Annotated in this window: 16 protein-coding genes; 10 read left to right on the forward strand and 6 right to left on the reverse strand. The window is 62.6% G+C overall.

The features are described 5' to 3' along the window. Window positions 1-70 precede the first annotated feature (70 nt). Window positions 71-967, reverse strand: a complete 897-nt coding sequence (gene nhaR / locus AC1RRC_RS27375; protein ID WP_493058769.1) for a transcriptional activator NhaR — start codon at window positions 965-967, stop codon at window positions 71-73. Between the two features lie 101 nt (window positions 968-1,068). Here nhaR and AC1RRC_RS27380 point away from each other — a divergent pair, with 101 nt between their 5' ends. From AC1RRC_RS27380 to AC1RRC_RS27400, 5 genes are all read left to right on the forward strand, one after another. Continuing rightward, the gene (locus AC1RRC_RS27380; RefSeq protein ID WP_493058770.1) at window positions 1,069-2,112 is read left to right on the forward strand and encodes a DUF475 domain-containing protein; all 1,044 of its coding nucleotides are present in this window, start codon (window positions 1,069-1,071) and stop codon (window positions 2,110-2,112) included. Window positions 2,113-2,231: 119 nt separating this feature from the next. Next, window positions 2,232-2,807, forward strand: coding sequence for a TerD family protein (locus tag AC1RRC_RS27385; RefSeq protein ID WP_493058771.1), 576 nt, complete (start codon window positions 2,232-2,234; stop codon window positions 2,805-2,807). An 18-nt stretch (window positions 2,808-2,825) separates the two neighbouring features. Then, the gene (locus AC1RRC_RS27390) at window positions 2,826-3,524 is read left to right on the forward strand and encodes a TIGR00266 family protein (RefSeq protein ID WP_493058772.1); all 699 of its coding nucleotides are present in this window, start codon (window positions 2,826-2,828) and stop codon (window positions 3,522-3,524) included. Between the two features lie 12 nt (window positions 3,525-3,536). Then, complete coding sequence (locus tag AC1RRC_RS27395) at window positions 3,537-4,118, forward strand: TerD family protein (RefSeq protein ID WP_493058773.1); 582 nt, start codon at window positions 3,537-3,539, stop codon at window positions 4,116-4,118. Window positions 4,119-4,272: 154 nt separating this feature from the next. Next, window positions 4,273-6,786 (forward strand): lipase family protein, encoded by a 2,514-nt coding sequence (locus AC1RRC_RS27400; RefSeq protein ID WP_493058774.1) that lies wholly within the window; start codon window positions 4,273-4,275, stop codon window positions 6,784-6,786. A 24-nt stretch (window positions 6,787-6,810) separates the two neighbouring features. Here AC1RRC_RS27400 and AC1RRC_RS27405 read toward each other — a convergent pair whose 3' ends face one another. The 5 genes from AC1RRC_RS27405 to AC1RRC_RS27425 all read right to left on the reverse strand — a co-directional run bounded on the left by AC1RRC_RS27405 (window position 6,811) and on the right by AC1RRC_RS27425 (window position 16,656). Then, window positions 6,811-8,475 carry an alkaline phosphatase family protein gene (locus tag AC1RRC_RS27405; RefSeq protein WP_493058775.1) on the reverse strand — a complete coding sequence of 555 codons (1,665 nt, stop codon included), beginning with the start codon at window positions 8,473-8,475 and terminating at the stop codon, window positions 6,811-6,813. A 128-nt stretch (window positions 8,476-8,603) separates the two neighbouring features. Then, a complete protein-coding gene (locus AC1RRC_RS27410; protein WP_493058776.1) occupies window positions 8,604-11,207 on the reverse strand; it encodes an EAL domain-containing protein in 2,604 nt (867 codons plus the stop codon). Between the two features lie 18 nt (window positions 11,208-11,225). Continuing rightward, entirely contained in the window at window positions 11,226-14,222 is a 2,997-nt protein-coding gene (locus AC1RRC_RS27415) for a sensor histidine kinase, YfiR-like protein-associated (RefSeq protein WP_493058777.1), read from the reverse strand. 2 nt (window positions 14,223-14,224) lie between these two features. After that, entirely contained in the window at window positions 14,225-14,773 is a 549-nt protein-coding gene (locus AC1RRC_RS27420; RefSeq protein ID WP_493058778.1) for a TOL_0243 family YfiR-like periplasmic protein, read from the reverse strand. Then, complete coding sequence (locus tag AC1RRC_RS27425) at window positions 14,770-16,656, reverse strand: TOL_0244 family TonB-dependent receptor (RefSeq protein ID WP_493058779.1); 1,887 nt, start codon at window positions 16,654-16,656, stop codon at window positions 14,770-14,772. The genes AC1RRC_RS27420 and AC1RRC_RS27425 overlap by 4 nt, the downstream gene beginning before the upstream one ends. 323 nt (window positions 16,657-16,979) lie before the next feature. On the opposite strand from AC1RRC_RS27425, the gene AC1RRC_RS27430 reads away from it, so the two are divergent. The 5 genes from AC1RRC_RS27430 (at window position 16,980) to AC1RRC_RS27450 (ending at window position 22,945) form a co-directional block, all read left to right on the forward strand. Further along, window positions 16,980-17,708: a FadR/GntR family transcriptional regulator gene (locus tag AC1RRC_RS27430; protein ID WP_493058780.1), complete on the forward strand. Its 729-nt coding sequence runs from the start codon at window positions 16,980-16,982 to the stop codon at window positions 17,706-17,708. A gap of 126 nt (window positions 17,709-17,834) precedes the next feature. Beyond that, on the forward strand, window positions 17,835-18,746 hold the full coding sequence (gene kdgD / locus AC1RRC_RS27435; RefSeq protein WP_493058781.1) for a 5-dehydro-4-deoxyglucarate dehydratase: 912 nt from the start codon (window positions 17,835-17,837) through the stop codon (window positions 18,744-18,746). A 37-nt stretch (window positions 18,747-18,783) separates the two neighbouring features. Continuing rightward, a complete protein-coding gene (locus AC1RRC_RS27440; protein WP_493058782.1) occupies window positions 18,784-20,361 on the forward strand; it encodes an aldehyde dehydrogenase (NADP(+)) in 1,578 nt (525 codons plus the stop codon). After that, on the forward strand, window positions 20,349-21,233 hold the full coding sequence (locus AC1RRC_RS27445) for an SMP-30/gluconolactonase/LRE family protein (protein ID WP_493058783.1): 885 nt from the start codon (window positions 20,349-20,351) through the stop codon (window positions 21,231-21,233). Before AC1RRC_RS27440 ends, AC1RRC_RS27445 begins: the two co-directional genes overlap by 13 nt. Before the next feature lie 125 nt (window positions 21,234-21,358). Continuing rightward, entirely contained in the window at window positions 21,359-22,945 is a 1,587-nt protein-coding gene (locus AC1RRC_RS27450; RefSeq protein WP_493058784.1) for a glycoside hydrolase family 43 protein, read from the forward strand. Window positions 22,946-22,966 lie beyond the last annotated feature (21 nt).

Consider the following 22,966-nt stretch of genomic DNA (forward strand, 5'->3'; position numbering starts at 1 on the left):
TCCATCGGCGGCCGTGATGCCGGCCGGTAGCGGCAAAAACGGGGCAAGGTTGAGCGGGCCGCGTGGCTCACTACGAGATCGCCTGCAACGACTCCAGAATCGCTTCCACCGCCGGGTGCTTGATCTTGCGCTCGTTGGAAATCGCATAAAACTGTTCGCGCAATTCCGATGCCTGGCCCACCAGGTCGACATTGAACTGGTCGCGCATATCCTGCTCCAGCATGGCCGGTGCAAAGAACAGGCCCCAGCCGTTGCGGCCAAACGTGTTCAGCATCGCGTTGTCTTCAAACTCCCCCACGACTTCCGGCTGCACGCGATGCTGCACAAACCACGCATCGATGCGCCCCCGTAGCGCATTGTTTCGCGTCGGCAGCAGTAGCGGGGCGCCATTCAGGCTGGCGGGGAAATTGGGCCGGTAGCGCCGCGCCAGTTTCGGCACACCGTAGAGCTGCATCGGACTTTCCGTCAGCAGGTGGCTGAACACGCGCAGGCTGGGCGTGGCGCGCACCGCGCGGTCGGTCAGTACCACGTCGAGTTTATTCAAGGCCAGGTCGGCCAGCAGCGCATCGTATTCACCTTCCATGCAAATCAGTTTGACGTTTTTTTCCAGCTGGTTGGTCACCGACAGGAAATGGTAGGCCACCGGCTTCGGCAAGGAATCGGAAATGCCGACCGTCAACCGCATGCGGCCCGCATCGACGTTCAACAACGCCTGTTGTAACTGGTCTTCCAGCTGAAAAATCTGGTCCGCGTAATCGAGCGCGACCCGGCCCGCTTCGGTCGGCACCAGGCGGCGGCCCTGCTGCGTCAGCAGTGCCTTGCCCAGCGACTGGTCCAGCAGGGCCAATTGCGTGCTGACAGTCTGGATCGCCAGCCCCAGCCGCTCGGCGGCGCGCGTCACGCTGCCTTCCTTGGCCACTGCCCAGAAGAAATAGAGGTGCCTGAAATTGATGCCCGAGGTCTTCATGGTTCTGTTTTTACGAAGTAATACTTCGATTATCTTCTATTTTTCAATTGGCGGGTTTTCTTTACACTGCGTGACATTGATCAACATGAAAGGAAAAAACAATGAAACATTTTAGGGTTTCATTCATTGTCTCCTTCATCTGCCTTGCGGTCGCAGGCTGGTGGGGATACCAACACACAGGGTGGGGCGGCGCGCTGACGGCATTGGGTATCGCCGTCATCCTGGCGGTGATGGAAGTGTCGCTGTCATTCGACAACGCGGTGGTGAACGCCTCCGTGCTGAAAACGTGGGATGAGTTTTGGAAAAAGCTGTTCCTGGGCGTCGGCATCATCATCGCCGTGTTCGGTATGCGTCTGCTGTTCCCGCTGGTGATTGTCGCGGTGGCGGCCGATATCAGCCTGGCGGAAGTGTGGACCCTGGCGCTGAATGATCCGAAAGCGTACTCGACCCACCTGACCAACCACCACGCGGAAGTGGCGGCATTCGGCGGCGCGTTCCTGCTGCTGGTGTTCCTGAACTTCTTGCTGGACAAGGAAAAAGAAACCCACTGGCTGGGTAACTTCGAGAAGAAGCTGGGTTCGCTGGGCAAGATGTCGTCGGTTTCCGTGATGGTCACCATTGGCGCGCTGCTGGGCTGCCTGGGTATGGTAGAAGAAGGCCAGAAACTGATCGTGCTGATCGCCGGCCTGTGGGGCGTGCTGATCTACGTGGCGGTCGATGGACTGAGCAACTTGCTGGAAGGCGAGGAAGAAGGCGGCAATGTCGGTGACATGGTCAAGCGCGGTGGTATCGGTGGTTTCCTGTACCTGGAAGTGCTCGACGCGTCGTTCAGCTTTGACGGTGTGATCGGTGCGTTCGCCATCACCAACGATGTCGTGATCATCATGCTGGGCCTGGCGATTGGCGCGATGTTTGTCCGCTCCATGACCATCTTCCTGGTCGAGAAAGGCACGCTGGATGAGTTTGTCTACCTGGAGCACGGCGCCCATTACGCGATCGGTATCCTGGCAGTCATCATGCTGGCAAGTATCAAGTTCCATATCCCCGAGATCTTCACGGGCCTGATCGGTGTCGCCTTCATTGTCGCGTCGCTGTGGTCGTCGGTGCGGTATCGCAAGCAACAGGAATCGCTGGCCGCTGCTTAAACAGCGCCAGTAGCAGGAATCGCGGCGTGCCCATTGAACACCGGCCCGCCGCGTAAGCAAGGGGGGACAACCCCAAGGTGTTCAACCAATGAAACACACACACATAGGAGTAACACATCATGGCAATCAGTCTGCAAAAAGGCGGTAACGTCAACCTGAGCAAGGAAGCTCCCGGCCTGTCGAAACTGGTCGTGGGCCTGGGCTGGGATGTACGCAACACCGACGGCGCCGCGTTCGACATCGACAGCACGGCTTTCCTGCTGAAAGCGGATGGCAAAGTGCGCGCCGACAATGACTTCATCTTCTACAACAACCTGAAGTCCAGCGATGGTTCCGTCACGCACTCGGGCGACAACCGCACCGGCGCCGGCGAAGGCGACGATGAAACCGTCACCGTGGAATTGGCGAACGTGCCGGCCGAGATCGACCGCATCGCGGTCTGCGTGACGATCCACGAAGCCGATGCCCGCCGCCAAAACTTCGGCCAGGTACAAAAAGCGTATGTGCGTTGCGTGAACGCCGCCACCGGCCAGGAAATCGCCCGTTTTGACCTGTCCGAAGACGGTTCCGTGGAAACTTCGCTGGTGTTCGGCGAGGTCTACCGCAACGGCAGCGATTGGAAATTCCGCGCGGTTGGCCAGGGTTACAAAGGCGGCCTGGGCGCGCTGGCCGGTTCGTTCGGCGTGAGCGTGTAACGGAAGCGGAACAAGACCATGCCAGTATTTACCGTTACAGGGGATGTCGATCCCTTCCTGCATGTTTCGATGCGCCACGGCGAAAAGATTTATTGCGAATCGGACGCCATGGTGATGATGGAATCCAACCTTGAGCTCAAGGGACGCATGTCCGGTGGTCTCGGCAGCGCGTTGATGCGCACCTTTGCCAACGGTGAATCGTTCTTCCAGCAGCACATCGAAGCGGTCAAGGGCGACGGCGACTGCCTGTTGTCGCCGACCTTGCCGGGCGCGATGCAAGTGATGGACGTGGGCCAGCGTCAATACATGATCAGCGACGGCGCGTTTGTCGCGGCCAACTCCAGCGTGCAACTGAATGTGCGCACGCAGAGCCTGGGCAACGCGCTGTTCGCCCAGTCCGGCGGTTTCTTTATTACGGAAACCTCGGGCAGCGGCCAGGTGGTGGTATCGGGCTTCGGTTCGATTAACGAGCTGGTCGTGGAGCCGGGCAAGGACGTCATCATCGACAACTCGCACGTGGTGTGCTGGGACAGCAGCCTGCACTACGAGATGTCGGTGACGACCAACCGCAGCAGCGGTTTCTTCGGCAATCTGGTCAACAGTGTGACCAGCGGCGAAGGGATGGTGCTGCGCTTCTCGGGTCACGGCAAGGTCGTGGTGTGTTCGCGTAACCGCAATGGCTTCCTGGCCTGGGTGCGCGGTCCTCAAAATTCGTAACAGGAGGTAGTGATGTCAGTGAATTTGCAAAAGGGCCAGAAGATTTCTCTGGACAAGGAAGCGGGCAGTGCATTGTCCCGCGTGGTGATGGGCTTGGGCTGGGATGCCGTGAAATCCAAGGGTTTCTTCGGCTTCGGCGGCAGCAAGACGGAAGTCGACCTGGATGCCTCGTGCATCCTGTTCGACACCAACAACCGTCCGCTGGACGTGGTGTGGTTCCGCCAGCTGAAAAGCCGCGACGGCAGCATCAGCCACTCCGGTGACAACCGTACCGGCGCCGGCGATGGCGATGATGAACAGATCAGCGTGTCGCTGTCGACCGTGCCGGCCGAGGTAAGCAGCATCGTGTTTACTGTGAACAGTTTTACGGGCCAGACCTTCGCGCAAGTGGAAAACGCGTACTGCCGCCTGATCAACGCGGCCGACGGCAAGGAAGTCGCTCGTTTCAACCTGTCGGTGCAGGGCAGCCATTCGGCGCAAATCATGGCCAAGCTGTACCGCCACAACGGCGAATGGAAAATGCACGCGATCGGCGAAAACGGCACCGGCCGTACCTTCGATGAATTGCTGCCGCAAATCGCGGCGCACCTGTAATTAGTTAAGCGTTCCCGGGGCGCGTTCCCCATGGCGCGTCTCTTTCGCGGCAGCCTTTGTCAGAGGGGGCTGCCGTTTTTTTTGTGACAAATCGAGAGATTTACACGTAGTAAATACCTGCACAATATGTTTCCGGAGATTAGCGGAGGACATCATGGACGGGACGAAGCAGGCCTCAGCAACATGCATTCCGCAACCAAGTGTTGCAGTGATCGCGATCCATGGAGTGGCCGATCAGGCGGCTGGAGATACCGCGTGTGCGGTTTCTGCATTGCTGGCGACGGCGGGTGCGTCAGCTTCCTGCTATAGCGCAGGCGTCTGCGAAACGGTTGTACTGCCGGTTTACCCGTTGGCGTCCATGAAGCAGGATGCTGACACTGGCCGTGTGGTGCATTCTGTGAAGAAAGCGCTCAATCAAGCGAAGGAGTCTGACTTTCTCCGGCCGCAATGGCATATTCCTGATGCGCCAGGCCGAGCGGAAGTCACGCCATCACCTCAAGAAAAGCTGGACCTTGGCGCTTCCTTCAGCGATTACCTGTTGTATAAGGCGTGCCGCAATGGTGCGCAAGAAGAGACTTACGAGACGCGTTGTATCCGAATGGAGCGCAGAGCTTGTGACGATGTACCCGAACTTCGGGTAGATCTGTATGAAATGTATTGGGCCGACCTGTCACGGCTTTCAGGAAAAATCCCTCAAATCATCACCGAGGCCTTTACCCTGCTGTTCCGTTTCTCGCAACTGGGCCGGGAAACGATTGCCCGCGCAGCGCATGTCCGAAGCGGTGACGCATCGTGGAGCACATTGCTGCGCCGGCAGCGCTTGGTGGACTGGGCTATGTCGTTCGCATTGGCCAATATCTGTTTGCAAGTGCTGCTGACGGTGTTGACCATAGGTGTGCTGGGATTTCTATCAGCGCATGACCGGTCAATCAGTATCGGGCTGTCCGTCGCCTTTGCGGTTGTGGGCATTTTATGGTGCTGGTACCGGTACTCATTGTCATGGCCCGTGCTATTGCCGGTTGCCGCTGTGATCGCGGTGGCGGGGTATGGCGCATATTTGTTGCCGCCCCATGTGCTCATCGGTGTTTCCTGGGTGGGATTGCTATTGCTGCTTTGTGACTGGGGATTTCGGGTCGCGGAAGAACGCTATCCGCTGGCGCGCACGGTGGGCTGGCTGTTTTTGGCGTTCACGTGCCTGACGCTCTTGTGGCACGTCTACGCGATGATGCAGCGTGAGCTTGAAGTTATCGGGTTCCAGTATTGGCTGCATGCGAGCTTGCGCACATTGGAATACCTGTTGTGCATGAGCATAGCCTGGTGGGTGACTGTTCCACCGCTCATCATGCTTCCCTGGTTCATTACCGGCATGCGGATGAAAAAGCGCGACATGGCTACGTTCCGTATCATTGCGACGGGCTGGCTGGGCGTCCTGGTTTCGCTGTCTTCCTATGTCCTCATTTGGATGGGATTGTGGGGGGTATTGAATATTGCTGCGGTGGCGGGAGCCGGAGAATTGCCGTATGTTGCCGCTATTCTCAAGGAACCCGGTGTAGTGCGTGCCGATGAATTTCTGAAAATCCATTATAAGCAGGGAACCGAGTTATTTGTTGCTGTGCTGATATTGCCAGCTGCGCTGCTGCTGTACATGTTGCTCACAGTGTTGCCGAGTGTATTCGCCGAATTGCGCAAACCACTGGGTACATCCGGCGCACTTGGGAGGTGGCTCAGCGCCGGCTATTGTGGGTTAAATGGTGTCATTATGGGATTGACGCTGGTTGGCATCATGGTGGCCATCCTCGCTGGCTCAGAAATGTGGCTGCATCGTTGGCTCGATATTGACCTCATTGGCTACCTTGGCCTTGGTGGGGCCAGGGACTTCGTCGAAAATCTTTCTGCGCTGACGTTGACCAAGATCTTTGCCGGTACGGTTGGTGCTGCAGCTGCATTTTCATTGCTGGGCAGCTGGCTGAAGCGGTTTGTACCCGGGCTGCGCGTGCCCCTGGATGTGGCGCTGGATGTTGATAACCACTTCAGGGAATTCCCGCGGCGTTCAATTCCGCGTGCCCGTATTTTCTCCCGCTACGTGGCGTTGCTCGAACATCTTGTCGCGCAAGGCTATGACCGTATCGTGATCGTGGCCCACAGCCAGGGGACGGTCATTACTGCGGAGCTGCTGCGCTATCTGAAGCAGCGGACACAATGCCAACAGCAGGCCGAGAAAATTGATCGCGTGACGCTGTTGTGGCAAGCGATAGAGGGCAAAGTGGAACTGGTGACGGCTGGTTGTCCGCTGCGGCAACTGTATGCGGCAAGGTTTCCTGATTTGTATGAGTGGGTCAGTCGCTGCGGGAACCAACGTATTCCCCGTGCTAACGATGTGGGCGTCAACCACTGGATCAATGCTTACACGACAGGGGATTATGTCGGACGCTGGCTATGGTTTAGGGCATCAGGTAATGCCGTGTATAGGGACACACTCAAAGCCAGCGGCGTGTCATTGCCGCCGGATAGCGAATATGAATTCAGCCTGGGCAAGGGTGCGCACACGCACTATTTTGATTTGGACAGCAAAGTGATGGGGCGCCTGATCGATGTGCTGATCGGGCGGACCATCAACGATACAATCAAGGCATGCATTGCAAGGCCCAGTCCGCCGCCATGCCCTTAGGACTATTGAGTCGCTAATTTTTTCTTAACGTTGCAGGAACTCCGTCAACACCCGGCCCTCGGCCCCCGCCGGCGGCCGCACGCCCAGCAAATACGATAACGTCGGTGCAATATCCTGCACCTCCGTATAAGCGCCGCTCGGTCCCGGCTTGATCCAGCGCTTGCCCATCATGAACAGCGGCACGTTGGTGTCATAGGCGTACGGGGCGCCGTGGGTGGTGCCGTGCTTGCCGTAGCCGATGATCCAGTACGGTTTCATCACCAGCAGCACGTCGCCGGAATTGTCGCGGTGCCAGGCGCGCTGCATCAGGGTGCCGAGGCGGGTGCGGGGCACGGCGCCGTTCTCCAGTTGCGTGCGCGTCAGCGCATCGGCGATGCCGGGCTGTTTGGCCAGCCAGCGCACGGCGGCTTGTTCCACCTCTTCCCGTTTCAGGCCGGCCTGCGCGATTTGCTCATAGTCGAGGTGGATGCTCGGCAGCAGGTAAGCGGTGACGGGCTTGGTGAGTTTAAAGGTGGCGGCCAGGTGGGCGTCGAGGTCGGCCACCAGTTTCTTGCCGTCGACGCGGCCTGAATCGAATTTGCGCGACTGGTAAAACTCCGGCGTGTTCGGGAACCCGTGGTCGGCGGTCAGCACCACGATGGTGTTGTCCAGGCCAACCGATTTATCCAGGTCGCTGAAGAATGCCGCCAGCAGGCGGTCCAGCTGCTGCAAGTGGTCGTGCGAGGCGCGGCTTTCCGGGCCATACGCATGGTTGATGTAATCGTGGCTGGACAGGCTGATGCCCAGCACGTCCGGCACGCCGGCGGGGTTCTTGCCCAGGTTTTCACCGGCAATCGCGGCGCGCGCGAAGTCCAGGGTCAGCTTGTCGAGGAAGGGCGACGAGCGCAGGCGGTTGTAGTATTTGGCGTCAAGCTGGCCGGTCTCGCTGGCCATGGCAAACGGGAAGCGGTTGCGTTCCTCGCCGGTGGCGCGCGGCGCGATCAGGTCATCGTCCGCATCGTGCGCATAGGCGGCTGCGGGCAGCAGCGGCGTCCAGTTCTTGCCGTAGTACTGGTCGGCCGGTTTCGCGTCGTTGAACCGCGTGACCCATTGCGGATGCGACGCCATGTAATACGTCGAGGTCATGAACTGGCCGGTATCGTCGGCGTACATGTAGGCGGTGCCGGTTTTACCCGCCAACAGGATCGCGCCGCGGTCCTTGCCGGAGACCGTCACGACTTTCGACTGGTTGCCATTGCTGTAGCGCAGCTCATCGCCCATGGTGTTGACGCGCAGGTTGCGCGGCGAGGTGCCGTCCGACGGCTGCGTCTTGACGCCCAGGTACGTGTGCTCGCGGTCTTCGGTGCAGTACATGCCTTGCTTGTTGGCCGGATTGATCCAGTTGTTGCCGACGATGCCGTGCATGTACGGATAGGCGCCGGTCAGCACGGCCGCGTGGCCGACCGCCGTGACGGTCACGCCATGGGCCTGGTGCGCGTTCTGGAAATAGGCGCCTTGATCCATCAGGCGGCGGAAACCGCCGGCGCCGAACTGGCTGCGGTAGCGCAGCACTTGTTCATTGGGCAGGCCGTCGACCACCATGACCACCACCAGCTTGGGCGGGATGGCGGGGTCCGGGGCGGCGGCGTGGGCCGCCAGGGACAGGGCGAGGGGGGCAAGCAGGGTGAAACACCGGGTCAGTGTAGGCATTCGTAGGCTGGACAGGTTGGTCAACGGGAGGCCGCCATGATCGGGCGGCAATGTTGAATGGTAATGACATGCGCGTCCGCAAACAAGCATTACCGCGCCCATGCGGTGCCGTTAGTGGGTGCGCCGCGCTATTTGTCCGGGCCGGGCCGGTAGCGCTGGAAGGCTTCCCGGATGGTTTGCTTGAGGATCTCTTCATCCCATGGCGTGGTCAGGAAGCGGTAGATCTCGCCGCGGTTGACGGCGTCCAGCACCGGCGCCAGCGCGGCCTGGCTGCTCAGTGCGATCCGCATGGTGTCCGGATACATGCGGGCCGCATTGGCCAGCACCGACTTGTGGTTGGCGCTCTGCGCCAGCTGGTTGCAGACAATGACCTGGACCGGATGCAGCGCCAGCAAGTCCATGGCCTCGGGCGCGGACGCGGCGCTCAGGATGCGGTAGCCTTCTCCGTGCAGGGTGCGTTCGATGCCGGCGCGGAACGCCGCATCGTCATCGATGAGTAGCAGCGTGTGTTCCGGCCGGGTCAGGTCACTGGCCAGCGCCAGTTGTTTGCCGTCCCGGACCATCGCCGCGAATTCATTGGCTTGTACCGGGCGGCTGAAGAAATAACCCTGCAGGTAGTCGCACCGGAGCGAGCGCAGGAATTGCATTTGTGCTTCGGTTTCCACCCCTTCCGCGATCACGTCCATGCGCAGGCTGTGCGCCATCGCGATGATGGCGGTGGCGATCGCCGCGTCATCGGGGTTGCTGCAGATGTCCGTGACAAAGGCGCGGTCGATCTTCACATAATGGAAGGGGAAGCGCTTCAGGTACGCCAGCGAGGAATAGCCGGTGCCGAAATCATCGAGTGAAATGTTCAATCCCAGGTCGCCGAAATGGCGCATGGTTTGCTGCGCCGCCGCCGGGTCATGCATGACCAGCGATTCGGTCAGCTCGACTTCCAGCCAGCGCGCATCCAGGCCATGCTGTTCCAGCGCGCCGGCCAGGATTTGCAGCACATTGGTTTCCCTGAATTGCAGCGCCGATAAATTCACCGCCACCGGCACGATGCGCTGGCCCGCGCGCTGCCATTGCGCCTGCTGCGCGCAGACGGCCTGGATCACCCAGTTGCCGATCGGCACGATCAGCCCGGTTTCTTCCGCCAGGGGGATAAAGCGGTCCGGCGAGACCGTGCCCATGACGGGATGCTGCCAGCGGATCAGCGCTTCCGCGCCCGCGATCTGCCCGGTGCGCAAGTCCACCTTGGGCTGGTAATACATGGTGAATTGGCCGGTATCGACGGCTTCCTTCAGCAAGCGCTCCAGTTCCGCCTTTTCCGCCAGCCGCGTATTCAATTCCTGCGAGTAGTACTGGAAGCGCGCCAGCATCGCCTTGGTTTGCCGCAGCGCCGCCTCGGCGTTCTTGAACAGGGATTCGGAATCGCTGGCGTCGGCCGGATACACCGACACGCCCAGGCGCGCCGACAATTGCACCGTGGCGCCATGCACCGTCATCGGTTCATTGACCAGCTTGAGCAGGGTGGCGCACAGCGCATTGACGTTTTCATCGATGCCGCGCTCACCGGCCACGGCAAAATTATCGGCGCCGACCCGCGCCACCGTGCATTGGCGGCCCAGATCTTCGCCCAGGCGGCTGGCGATGATGCGCAAGACTTCATCGCCGCCATGCCGGCCCACGGTGTCATTGACCTGTTTGAAGCGTTCCAGGTTCAGCACGATGACAAAAGCGCCGCCGCCACTGTGGAACGCGTTTTGTTCGATCTGTTCCAGCCGGTCGAGGAACAGTTCCATGTTCGGCAATCCCGTCAGCGCATCGTAATACGACAGGTAATTGGCGCGCTGCTCATTGGTGATGGCTTCCAGCGCGAATGCAATGTCGCCCGCCAGTTCGCCCAGCAATTTCATTTCATCGGCATCGAAGCAGCCAGTCGCCTGCGCATACAGCAGCACCACGCCGATCACCCCGCGCGGGGAGTGCAGCGGCAGGCCGACCATGGATTCAAAGCCCCGCGCGTGGGCATCCGCGCAGCACAGGCCAAACGAGTCCGCGCTGTGGACATCGTTGCACAACACGGTTTCGCCGTGCTGCAGGATGTGGCGCACCACGTCCGCCGCAGCCTCGTGCAATTCAGTGTGTCCGGCGGCCGCGCCTTCGGTGGCCGATACGGTGATCTTGCCGCCGGCGTCCGCCAGGCCGATCCAGGCCAGCCCGAAGCCGCCATGCGCGACGGCGATGCGGCACGCTTCCTGCAGCAGCGGCTGCGGCTGGCGGATCCGCACGATGGCGCTGTTGGTGCCGGACAGCACGGCGTGGATGCGGCTCAGGCGCGCGGTCTTGGCCTGTTCCAGTTCCAGCGCGGCCGCGCGCACCAGCGACAAGTGGGTGCGCACCCGTGCATGCACGATCGCCGGTGATACCGGCTTGGTCAGGTAATCGACCGCGCCGCACGCGAAACCCGCCGCCTCATCGCCCACTTCACCCATCGACGACACGAAGATCACCGGCGTGTTTTCCGTTTGCGGATCATTTTTCAGCGCGCGGCACACGGCATAGCCGTCCATGCCCGGCATTTGCACATCGAGTAGCACCAGGATCGGCCGGTGTTTGCGCGCGGCGGCCAGGCCTTCGTCGCCATTGCGGGCAAAGGCCAGCGTATAAGTGTCCCCCAGGATTTGCTTGAGTACCGCAAGGTTGCTGGGTTCATCGTCAACGATCAGGATTGGTCCCGGTAACATCTCTTAGCCCTCCATGTCCTACTGTGCAACTTCCAGTCCCAGCTCCGCCATCAGGCCGTGGGCAATCGCTTCCGCGCCACGGAAGTCAAAATCATCGATCCGGCTTTGCAGCTGCGCCGCCACGCTGGCGGCGATCCGGGGCGCCAGTTGGTGCAGTACTTCACTGGCGTGGTCCGGTGAATCCGTGTCGAGCGCCTGCAGCAATGCGCGCAGCAGGGCCGCCGTATCGCCGCTGCCGGCCGCTTGCGGCGGTGGCGCCGCGTCCGTGCCGGCATACGCGATGATCGAAGCGCAGGCGATGGCCAGCGCATCCTGCAGCGCGCGCAGCGGCATGGTCAGGTCGGCGCCGTCATGCTCGGCCATCTCCAGCTCCCCGGCCGCCCGCGCCACGTCCAGCAGCGACAGGCTGGCGGCGCCGCCTTTGAGCTTGTGGGTCAGCGCTTGCGCGGCCGTGTTGTCGCCCTGCGCATACCAGGTTTCCAGCTGCGCGCCGCTGCGGCCATAGTCGGCGGCGAATTTGCGCAGGAATTTGCGGTAGGCGGTTTCGTCGCGCCAGGTTGCCAATCCCTGCTGCAGCGCGATGCCGGGCCAGATATCCGCATCGGCCGGCGCCGGCGTGGCGGCCGGCGCCGTGGCTGCCGCCTGCCCTTTGACCAGGCGCAGGATGGTGGCGATCAGTTCATCGACATTGAAGGGCTTGGCGACAAAGGCATCCATGCCGGCCGCCCGCGCCGCATCCTGCTGGTTCTTGAAGGCCCCGGCCGTCAGCGCAATCACGGGCAGGGTGCGGCAGGCCTGCGTGGCGCGCAGGCGCCGGGTCGCTTCATAGCCATCCATGCCCGGCATTTGCACATCCATCAGCACGATGTCGACCGCGTCCCGGTTGGCGCACAGCCAGCCCAGCGCGGCGGCGCCGTCATTGGCCAGTTCCACCCGCGCCCCTTCACCCTGCAGGATGCGCAGCGCCACTTCGCGGTTGATGTCGCTGTCGTCCACCACCAGCACGCGCAGACCGGGCAGGCGCTGGTTGTCCGCCGGTTGCACCGTGGCGGGAATCGCGCCGCCCCGGCGCTGCATCGCGTTGGCCACGCCGTTGTACAGCGCCGAACTGGTGACCGGCTTGCTCAGCACGCCGTCCACGCTCTTGATGTCGGGATGTCTGAGCAACTCTTCCTGGGAAAATGCCGTCACCATCAGCACAATCGGCGTGGCGGTGTCGTGCAGCGTGTTGCGCATGCGCGTGGCCAGTTCCAGTCCATCCATGCCCGGCATTTTCCAGTCCACCAGCATGACGTCGTAATGGCCGTGCCGGGCCTGGCGCGACATGATCTTTTGCAGCGCGGCTTCGCCGCTGTCGACCATGGTGGCGCTCCAGCCCACGGAGCGTGCGGTCTGCACCAGGTTTTCCCGTGCGATATCGCTGTCATCGGCCACCAGGATATCGAGCTGCGCCAGTTCAGGCGGGGCAAAGTCCACATCCTGCTCCCACGGGAATGGCACGGTGAACCAGAATTCGCTGCCCTTGCCGGGACTGCTGATGACACCGATGTCGCCGCCCATTTTTTCCACCAGGCGGCGGCAAATGGTCAGCCCCAGGCCGGTGCCGCCAAAGCGCCGCGTGGTCGAGGCATCGGCTTGCGAAAACGCGGAAAAGATATGCGCCTGCTTGTCGAGCGGGATGCCGATGCCGGTATCGCTGACGGCAAAGCGCACGGTGGCGATCCGCTCGGTTTGCGACAGCAGGGTCATGCCGACCTTGACGCCGCCCTTTTCGGTAAATTTGATGGCGTTGCCGGTCAGGTTGATCAGGATTTGTTCCAGCCGCAGCGCATCGCCCAGCACGTGGCCGCCGATATAGGGCGCCGGCGCGATGGCCAGTTCGATTTCCTTGCTGCCGGCGTTGGCCGCCATGATAGCGGCCAGGTTGTCGCAAATGTCGCTCAGGCGGAACGGCGTATGTTCGATTTCCAGACGGCCGGCTTCGATCTTGGAGAAATCCAGGATGTCATTGATGATGGCTTGCAGCGAGCGGCCCGCGTTGCGGATCTTGTGCACCATTTCAGCCGATTCGTTGTCGAGCTGGCGCCGGTCCAGCAAATACGCCAGGCCCAGGATGCCGTTCATCGGTGTGCGGATTTCATGGCTCATGTTGGCCAGGAAATCCGCCTTGGCGCGGTTGGCGCTTTCCGCCTCGTGCGTGCGCACCTGCAGGTTTTCATTGGCCACCTCCAGTTCGGCGGTGCGGTCATGCACGCGCTGCTCCAGGTCTTCGTTCAGGGTGCGCACCGCCAGCTCGGCGGCATTGCGCTCAGCCATTTCATGCTCCAGCGTTTGCAGCATGCCATTGAAGGCGTCGGCCAGCTGGCCCACCTCGTCTTCCGTGGTCTTGGGCGCGCGCAATTTGAAATCGTGCCGTTCCATCACCTGGTGCGCGACGTCGGCCACGGCCAGCACGGGACCGGAAATCCAGCGCTGCAGGCGGGTGGAGATCACCAGGCCGAACGCCAGGCTGGCCAGCAGAACCGCGCCCAGGATGACCAGGTAATCGCGCAGCCAGCCCGCCAAGTCATGCTGCTCCCGCACAAACACCACGCCCAGCGCTTCCTGGTCGGTGCCGATGGATTTGAAAATCGTCAGTTCCGCGCCGTTGAAATGCACGCCTTCGTCGCCGGGCCGCGCCGGCAGCTGTTTGGCCTGGGCCGGATCGCGCGCGTAGCTGGCAAACAGCGTGCCTTTGCTGGTGTAGATGGCGGCCGCCGTGACGTTTTGCGCGGCCCGCAAATTGGCCAGGTTTTCACTGGCGACCTTGGCGTCGGAAAATTCCAGCGCCGTGAGGCTGCCCTGGCCCAGCAGGTTGGCCAGCGCATTGAGTTCCGCCGCGGTCTTGGCGCGGGCTTCGTGGAAGTCGTGGTAGAGCAGGGCGGCCCCCGCCATCAGCAAGGTGCTGAGGTTGGCCGCCAACACCAGCAGCAACAGCTTCTTGCTGATGGAGCGCATGTGCAGTAAGCGTTTCATAATTACCGTCCTTCGATGCGGTACGCCACGTCCAGCAGGCGCGAACTGATTTTTAGCTGGCGCGCTTCGGCATGGGGCAGCGACACTTCAAAACGGATGCGGTCATCGACCTGCACCAGGTTGATGATGCTGCCGGCCGACAGCGAACCTGCCGATTCCGTCATGGTCAGCACCGGTTTTGTGGCGATGCTGTCAAACAGGTTACGCGCATTGCGGGCTGAACGGTGCCCGATATACAGCAGGTGCAGCCCTGTCAGGGAGGTGCCTGCCGCCAACTGGCGTACCTGTACCGGGCGGTTTTTCAGTGGATGGGCGGCGCCCAGCTTTTTCAATTCTTCCGCCACGTTGTCGGCATCGATGATGCCAATGATGAAGGGGGCGCCGGCCGCACCGGGCTCGGCGGATGGCCAGTCGATATAGGCGGCCAGCTTGTAAATGTAGCTGGCCTTGATCTTGGCTTCCGCGTCGGCCTGCGCCATGTCGCCTGCGCGCGCGGTGGCCATCCACAGCATCGCGGCCAGCAGCCAGAGGGTGCGCCGCACGGTGTTCATGGCAACCGCACCGTCAGGGTCAGCGCCACGCTGCGATCGATGCGCACGGGAACGGCGCTGGCGCTGGAACGGAATTCCACATGGCCCTTGTGGAACAGGTCGGTCCCGCTCAGGTGCAACTCCAGCGTGGGCGACAAACGCCAGCCGGCGCGGGCGTCGAACGCCGTATAGGCGGGGACCGGGGGCGTGGCCAGGGCGCCGACATGGCGGATGGCGGCGTCCAGTTCCCAGCCGGCGCCCGGGTTCCAGCGGGAACCGGCGCTGAACTGGCGGCGCGGATCGTTGCCCGGCGGCGCGCCGGCCACCGGCCCTTGCCAATGCTGGCGTTGCAGCAGCGCGCCCGCATCGAGGCTCCAGCCGGACGCGGGCTGCCACGTGCCCCACGCTTCCAGCCCGGTGGTGCGGGCGGCAATCTGGTTGTCGAGCACGATGCCGCCCGGCGTCGCGCGCACGCTGCGCAGGCGGTGGTCGCGGCTGTGGAACAGGGTGGCGGACCAGGTCAGCGACGGCTGCGTCATGGCGCGCCAGCCCAGCTCCACCTTATTAGCCAGTTCCGACTGGAAACCAGGACCACCGGCGATGTTATATGGCGGCTTGGCCGGCGAATATAAATCCGTATCGAGGCGCGACGGCGCCCGCACCACGCGCGCCAAGCCCGCCCACAGCGTGTGGCGTTCGCCGGGGTTCCACGCGAGTTTCACGCTCGGCAGCCATTCCACGCCAGTCTGGTCATTCGATTCGGCCCGCAAGCCGCCGGTCACGCGCCAGCCCGGCGCCAGTTCGCGCTGCTGCTGGGCAAACAAGTTGGCCCAGTGCATGATGCGCCGGCCTGGCAGGAAGGCCAGCAACGCGCTGTTGCGCACATTGTCGCGCGCCAGCCGGTAGCCGCCGCCGACCACGGTTTCCACCCCGCCATGGCTGACGGCGTAGCGCACTTCGGCATCGGCCGTGGTCAGCGCTTCACCGTAGGTGTTGGGCACGTCGCGGCCGGTATGGTCGAGGTAAGCCTGCATGCTGAGGCGGGCGTCCTGGTCCAGCGGGCGCTCCCAGCGCAGCAGCAGGTTGGCGCCGGAAAACGTGGTGCGGGCCGGCGCGCCCAGGTTTGCCAATCCCCGGTACAGGTCGCCCATCAGGCTGATGTCGCCCCGTGCACTGCGCCAGTCGGTGCGGAAGCCCGCCTGCTGGCGGCGCCAGGCGTCCGGCAGCGCGGCGCCGTTGATGCGCTCGGTATGGCGCCAGCGGTCGCCGCCGGCATAGATGCGATAGTGGCCATCGCCGGCGCTCCCGGCTTGGCGCATGGCGATACCGCTGATGTCGCCGCCGGCCGTCGCTTGCAGCAGGGCGCCGCTGGTGGCGGCCGTATCCTTGGTGATGATATTGATGACGCCATTGACGGCATTGGTGCCCCAGATGGTGCCGCCGGGGCCGCTGATGATTTCGATGCGGTCGATATCGGGCAGCATCGTGGTTTGCGCATCCCAGAACACGCCGGAATACAGCGGCGTATACACGGTGCGGCCATCGATCATGACCAGCAATTTATTGGCCGTGCTGGAATTAAAGCCGCGCGCGGTAATCGCATATTGCTGGGCGCTGATGCGCGCCACCAGCAGGTTTGGCGCCAGCCGCAGGATTTCCGGCAAGCTGTGCGCACCGGCGCGGCGGATCGCGTCCGCCGTGATGACGTAGACCGACGCGGCGGCATCGGCCAGCCGCTCTTCTTTTTTTGACACGGACGTCACGCGGAAGCCATCCAGTTCTTCCAGCGACATTTGAAAATATTCATTGGGTTGTTGCGCCGCTTGTGCATGTCCCTGATGCGGCGCCAGCAGGCACAGCATCAGGATGAGCGGTGTGGCAACCTGGCTCCCGAGCGCTCGCATCCCACCCCCTTGTCTTCGGCATGGCTGCCGGCGGCCATTTTCTGGGGCCGCTGTTTCTAATTAGACATCGAAACATACAGGCCGGGGAACGCTTTCAAGAGTGCGGTGCGGTGATAATTTGTGATGATTTTTTAAGCAATTTGTGCAGTTCGGCTCGCTGTGAGGGAAGTCCGTAGGCAAAGCTTGCAGTACGCTATCAAAAATGATTGTCTCTCCGGTGCGTTTTGGCAACGGGAATATCCGTATTGTGTTGGACAGGGGCCATCGATTTTGGTTGTCATACAACTGTTATAATCACAGTAGTCCATCTCCCAGGCTTTGCCATGAACGATATCGCCACCGCCTTCCAGCCTCCGAAGAAACGCCACCGCAACCTTGCGCAAGGGCTGGTGGAAGCCATCACGGCCAGCATCCGTGGCGGCGAGCTGAAACCGGGCGACAAGTTGCCGACCGAATCGGTGATCATGGATTTGCATGGCGTGTCCCGCACCGTGGTGCGGGAAGCGATTTCGCATTTGCAGGCGGCCGGGCTGGTGCAAACCAAGCATGGCATCGGCACCTTTGTGCTGGAGCCGCCGTCGCAGCCGCTGCGCATTTCCGCCGATACCGTGCGCACCATCGGCGACGTGCTGGCGATCCTGGAGTTACGGATCAGCCTGGAAACCGAAGCCGCCTGGCTGGCCGCGTCGCGCCGCAGCGAGGCGCAACTGGCGGCGATGGGGGAGGCCCTGGCGCGGATCCGCGCCGGCGGTTCGGTGGAAGCGGACGTGCAATTCCACCTGCTGATCGCGCAAGCGACCGGCAACCGGTATTTCGTCGATATCCTGACCGACCTCGGCACCCACATCATTCCCCGCGCCCGCGTCAATACCGCGCACCTGGCGCATGACGATCCGGCCCACTACCTCGAGCGGGTGAACCGCGAACACGAGGATATCTATAACGCGATCAGCCGCCAAGACCCGGAAGCGGCCCGCGCCGCCATGCGCACGCACCTGTCGAACAGCCGTGAACGGCTGCGCAAGGCCCAGGAAAGCGCCGGCGCGGCTTAACGCCGCACCGCCTCCGCCCGAAAAATAATTCACGTTCGCCGCTTGCCTCGTCATCGTTATGGTTGTACGATGTCATACAACAAGCGAGCATGGTGCCGCTGACTACCGAAAACCTGGAGAGATGTCATGCAACCCAATGAATTAAAAACCATCCTGTCGTCCGGCCTGCCATCGTTCCCGGTGACGGACTTCGATGCTCAAGGCAATTTCAACAAGAAAACCTATGCCGAGCGCCTGGAATGGCTGGCGCCGTACGGCGCCAGCGCGCTGTTCGCGGCCGGCGGCACCGGTGAATTCTTCTCGCTGACGCCAAACGAATACACCGACGTGATCAAGACCGCGGTGGATACCTGCCGTGGCAAAGTACCGATCCTGGCCGGCGCCGGTGGTCCGACCCGCACCGCGATCGCGTACGCACAGGAAGCCGAACGCCTGGGCGCGGCCGGCATCTTGCTGATGCCGCATTACCTGACCGAGGCATCGATGGACGGCCTGGTGGAACACGTGGAGCAGGTGTGCAAATCCGTCAATTTCGGCGTGGTGGTGTACAACCGTAACGTCTGCAAGCTGGATGCGAACGCGCTGGAAAAGCTGGCGGCCCGTTGCCCGAACCTGATCGGCTTCAAGGATGGCATCGGCGATATCGAACGCATGATGCAAATCTGGCGCCGCATGGGCGACCGTTTCAGCTACCTGGGCGGCCTGCCAACTGCGGAAGTTTACGCGGCGGCCTACAAAGCCATGGGCGTTCCGGTGTATTCTTCCGCCGTGTTCAATTTCATGCCGAAACTGGCCATGGACTTTTACCATGCTGTCGCCACCGACAACCATGCCGAGCAAAACCGCATGCTGGACGAGTTCTACCTGCCGTATCTGGAGATCCGTAACCGCAAAGCCGGCTATGCCGTCAGCATCGTCAAGGCCGGCGCCCGCCTGGTGGGCCATGACGCAGGTCCGGTCCGTGCACCACTGACGGACCTGACTGAGGCAGAATGCGACATGCTGGACAAACTGATACGCGCCCAAGGCGCTCAATAATTCAGGGCCAAAAGCCCGCAACAACCTAGGAGCACACATGCAGATTTCTGGTGAAATGATCATCGGCCGAACCATCGTTCGCGGCCAGCAAGGCACTGTCAAAGCCATCGACCCGTCCCGCAATGAACAGATCGAACCCGCGTTCGGCCTGGGCGGCGAAGAGGAGTTGCAGCGGGCTTGCCAGCTGGCGGAACAGGCTTTTGACCGTTACCGTGAAACTTCGCTGGAACTGCGTGCGCGCTTCCTGGAAACCATCGCCGACCGCATCATGGACCTCGGTCCTGCCCTGATCGAACGGGCGATGCAGGAATCCGGCTTGCCGCAGGCCCGCCTGGAAGGCGAACGTGGACGCACCTGCAACCAGTTGCGTCACTTCGCCAAGGTGGTGCGCGACGGCCGCTTCCTGACCGCGGCCCTGGATTCGCGCCTGCCTGACCGTGCGCCGCCACGCCCCGACCTGCGCCTGCGCAAGATTGCCGTGGGCCCGGTCGCCGTGTTCGGCGCGAGTAACTTCCCGTTGGCGTTTTCCGTGGCCGGCGGCGACACCGCGTCGGCGCTGGCGGCCGGCTGCCCGGTCGTGGTCAAAGCCCACTCGGCGCACCTGGGCACGTCCGAGCTGGTCGGCAAGGCGGTGCAGCAAGCCGCCATCGAATGCGACATGCCGGAAGGCGTGTTCTCGATGCTGATCGGTTCCGGCGTCACCATGGGCCAGAACCTGGTGGCGCACCGCGCCATCAAGGCGGTCGGCTTCACCGGTTCGCGCCACGGCGGCCTGGCGCTGGTGCGCACCGCCAATGCCCGTCATGAACCAATTCCGGTCTACGCTGAAATGGCGTCGATCAACCCGGTGTTCCTGTTGCCGGGCGCGCTGGAAAACGCACCGAAAATCGCCCAGGCGTTCGCCGATTCGCTGACCCTGGGCGCGGGCCAGTTCTGCACCAATCCGGGCATGCTGGTGGGCGTGGACAGCCCGGCGCTGCAGCAATTCGTCGACGCCGCCATCGGTTTCCTCGGCGGTAAGCCGCAGCAAACCATGCTGACCCCGGGCATCCACTCGGCCTACACGTCCGGTGTCGACAAGCTGTCGTCCATCCCCGGCGTCAAACTGCTGGCCCAAGGCCTGGGCGGCGACCTGCCATGCGGCGCGGTCGCATCGCTGTATGAAGTCGATGCCGATGCCTTCCTGGCGAACCCGGAAATGGAAAGCGAAATCTTCGGCCCATGCTCGCTGCTGGTCCGTTGCCGCGACCAGGAACAAGTGCTGCGCGTGGCCGAACACCTGGAAGGCCAGCTGACCGCCACGGTGCACGCCACCGGCGCCGATATCGGCTTCGCCGGCAAACTGTTGCCGACCCTGGAGCGCAAGGCCGGCCGGATCCTGTTCAACGGCTTCCCGACCGGTGTCGAAGTGGCGCAATCGATGGTGCACGGCGGTCCGTTCCCGTCGACTTCCGATCCGCGTTCGACGTCCGTGGGCGGCTCCGCGATCGACCGCTTCCTGCGCCCGGTGTGCTACCAGGAAGTGCCGGCGGAGCTGCTGCCGGCGGCGCTGCTGGATGCGAATCCACTGGCGATCCCACGGGTGGAAGACGGCGACCTGGTATGGAACGCGTAACAGACGTTACGTGCAAAACGGGTGAAAGCCCGGTCTGGGACGCCGTCGCCGGCGCCTGGTACTGGGTCGACATCCCGCAACGCACGGTCTGGCGCATGGATGGCGCCAGCGGTGCGCTGCGCAGCTGGACCACGTCGGAAATGGTGGCGTGCATCGCGCCCCGCGCCGGCGGCGGCGCAGTGCCGTCATTGGTGGCGGGCATGGAGTCCGGGTTATATACGCTGGTGCTGGGGGAATCGCCGTCCGCGGCGGAAACCCTGCTGTGCCATGCGGACGGCCTGGGGCCCGGCCTGCGCTTCAATGACGGCCGCTGCGACCGCCAGGGCCGGTTCTGGGCCGGCACCATGTTCATGGACATGGCGGCGGCCAATCCGGCCGGCCTGCTGTATGCGCATGACGGCCGGGCGCTGTCCGCGCCTGTCGTGGATGGCTTGCTGACGCAAAACGGCCTGGGTTTTTCCCCCGACAGCCGCACCATGTATCTGTCGGATTCGCATCCGCAGCGCCGTTTAATTTGGGCGTTTGATTTCGATGCGGATTCCGGTACGCCATCGAATCGCCGCGTGTTTGCTGATTTGCACCAGCATGTGGGCCGGCCCGATGGCGCCGCCGTCGATGCCGACGGCTGTTACTGGACCTGCGCCAATGACGCCGGTTGCCTGCTGCGCTTCACGCCGGAGGGCAAGCTGGACCGGCGCATCGATGTGCCGATGCTCAAACCGTCGATGTGCGCGTTTGGCGGGCCGGACCTCGACACCTTGCTGGTGACGTCGATTGTCTCCGGCAAGCCGGAGGATGAACGGTGGGGCGGGGCGGTGATCACCTTGCGTCCTGGCGTGAAAGGCGTTGCCGACGTGCCGTTCCGGGGCTGAAACGCACGCCTGTGTGTTGGCCGTATTCCGTAGGGCGGTTTTGCCAAAGTCAAAGCCGCCATGCCCGCGCACCATCCGTCTGCATGCAAGGCGGAAACCGCCCTTGTCAAACGCAGGAGTCACCATTGAACCTAGTCCTCCACGCCGCACTGGCGCTGACTATCCTCGCTTGCCGCGCGCACGCCGCGCCGCCATCCCCGGTCTACACCAACCCCATCCTGCACGCAGACTATTCCGACCCGGACGTGATCCGCGTCGGCGACCTGTATTACATGACGTCGTCCAGCTTCAACAGTTCCCCCGCGCTGCCGCTGCTGCAATCGCGCGACATGGTGCACTGGGAACTGGTGGGCCATGCAGTGCAGCGGCAAGTGCCGTTGGCCGTGTATGCACAGCCGCGCCATGGCGACGGCGTGTGGGCGCCATGCCTGCGCTACCACGATGGCAAATTCTGGATTTTTTATCCGGACCCGGACTATGGCGTCTATGTCACCACGGCGGAAACGTTCACCGGGCCATGGAGCGAACCGCGTTTGCTGCTGGCCGGTAAAGGCGTGATCGATCCCACGCCATTGTGGGATGACGATGGCAACGCCTATCTGCTGCATGGCTGGGCCAAGAGCCGCGCGGGCTTCAATAATGTGCTGACGTTGCGCCGCATGGCGCCGGACGGCGCGCGCCTGCTCGATGACGCGGGCGAGGTCGTCATCGATGGCAACAAGCTGCCGAATTACCGTACCCTGGAAGGGCCGAAGTTGTATAAACACGATGGCTGGTATTACGTGTTTGCCCCGGCCGGCGGGGTGGAAACCGGCTGGCAATCGGTGTTCCGTTCGCGCCGCATCGATGGGCCATATGAAGACCGCATCGTCATGGCGCAGGGTATCTCGCCCGTCAATGGTCCGCACCAGGGCGCGTGGGTGCGTACGCCGCAGGGCGAAGACTGGTTTTACCATTTCCAGGACAAGCGGGCCTATGGCCGCGTGGTCCACTTGCAGCCGATGCAGTGGCGTGATGGCTGGCCTGTGATCGGCATCGATCGCGAAGGCAAGGGGACCGGCGAACCGGTGATGACGCACCGTCCGCCGGTGGTCGCGGACGGGCGCATGGTGATGCCTCCTGCCACCGATGAATTCAGCACGCCGGCATTGGGATTGCAGTGGCAGTGGAACGCCAACTGGCGGCCGGAATGGTATGCGCTATCGGCGCGCAGCGGCTGGCTGCGCCTGCCCGCTGTCAGTGACACTGCGGGCGCCCGCAACCTGTGGCATGCACCCGCGCTGCTGCTGCAAAAACTGCCGGCGGAGCGTTTTACCGCCGAGACCATGGTCGATGGTTCGGCGCTGGCCGAAGGCGGCAAGGCCGGCTTGCTGATGTATGGCATGGATTACCGCTGGATCGGTATCCGGCGCGCCGGCGGCAAGCTGCTATTAGCGCTGGCCGGATGCAACAAGGCCAACAAGGAATGCGTGGAGCGGGACGAAGCCACGGCGCCGCTGGCGGGCAATGCGGTGCATTTGCGGATGACAGTGGCCGCCGGTGGCGTCACGCGGTTTGCCTACAGCGCCGACGGCGCCGTCTATACGGAAATCGGCCAGCCTTTCACGGCGGCGATGGGACGCTGGGTGGGCGCGCAGATGGGGGTGTTCAGCATTGCACCGGCGGCCGGCGCCGGCCATGCGGATTTCGATTACTTCCGTGTCTCTCAATAATGTCACACCCTGGGGTCTGAC

It is taken from the genome of Pseudoduganella sp. GW821-FHT12E03, from assembly GCF_058807115.1.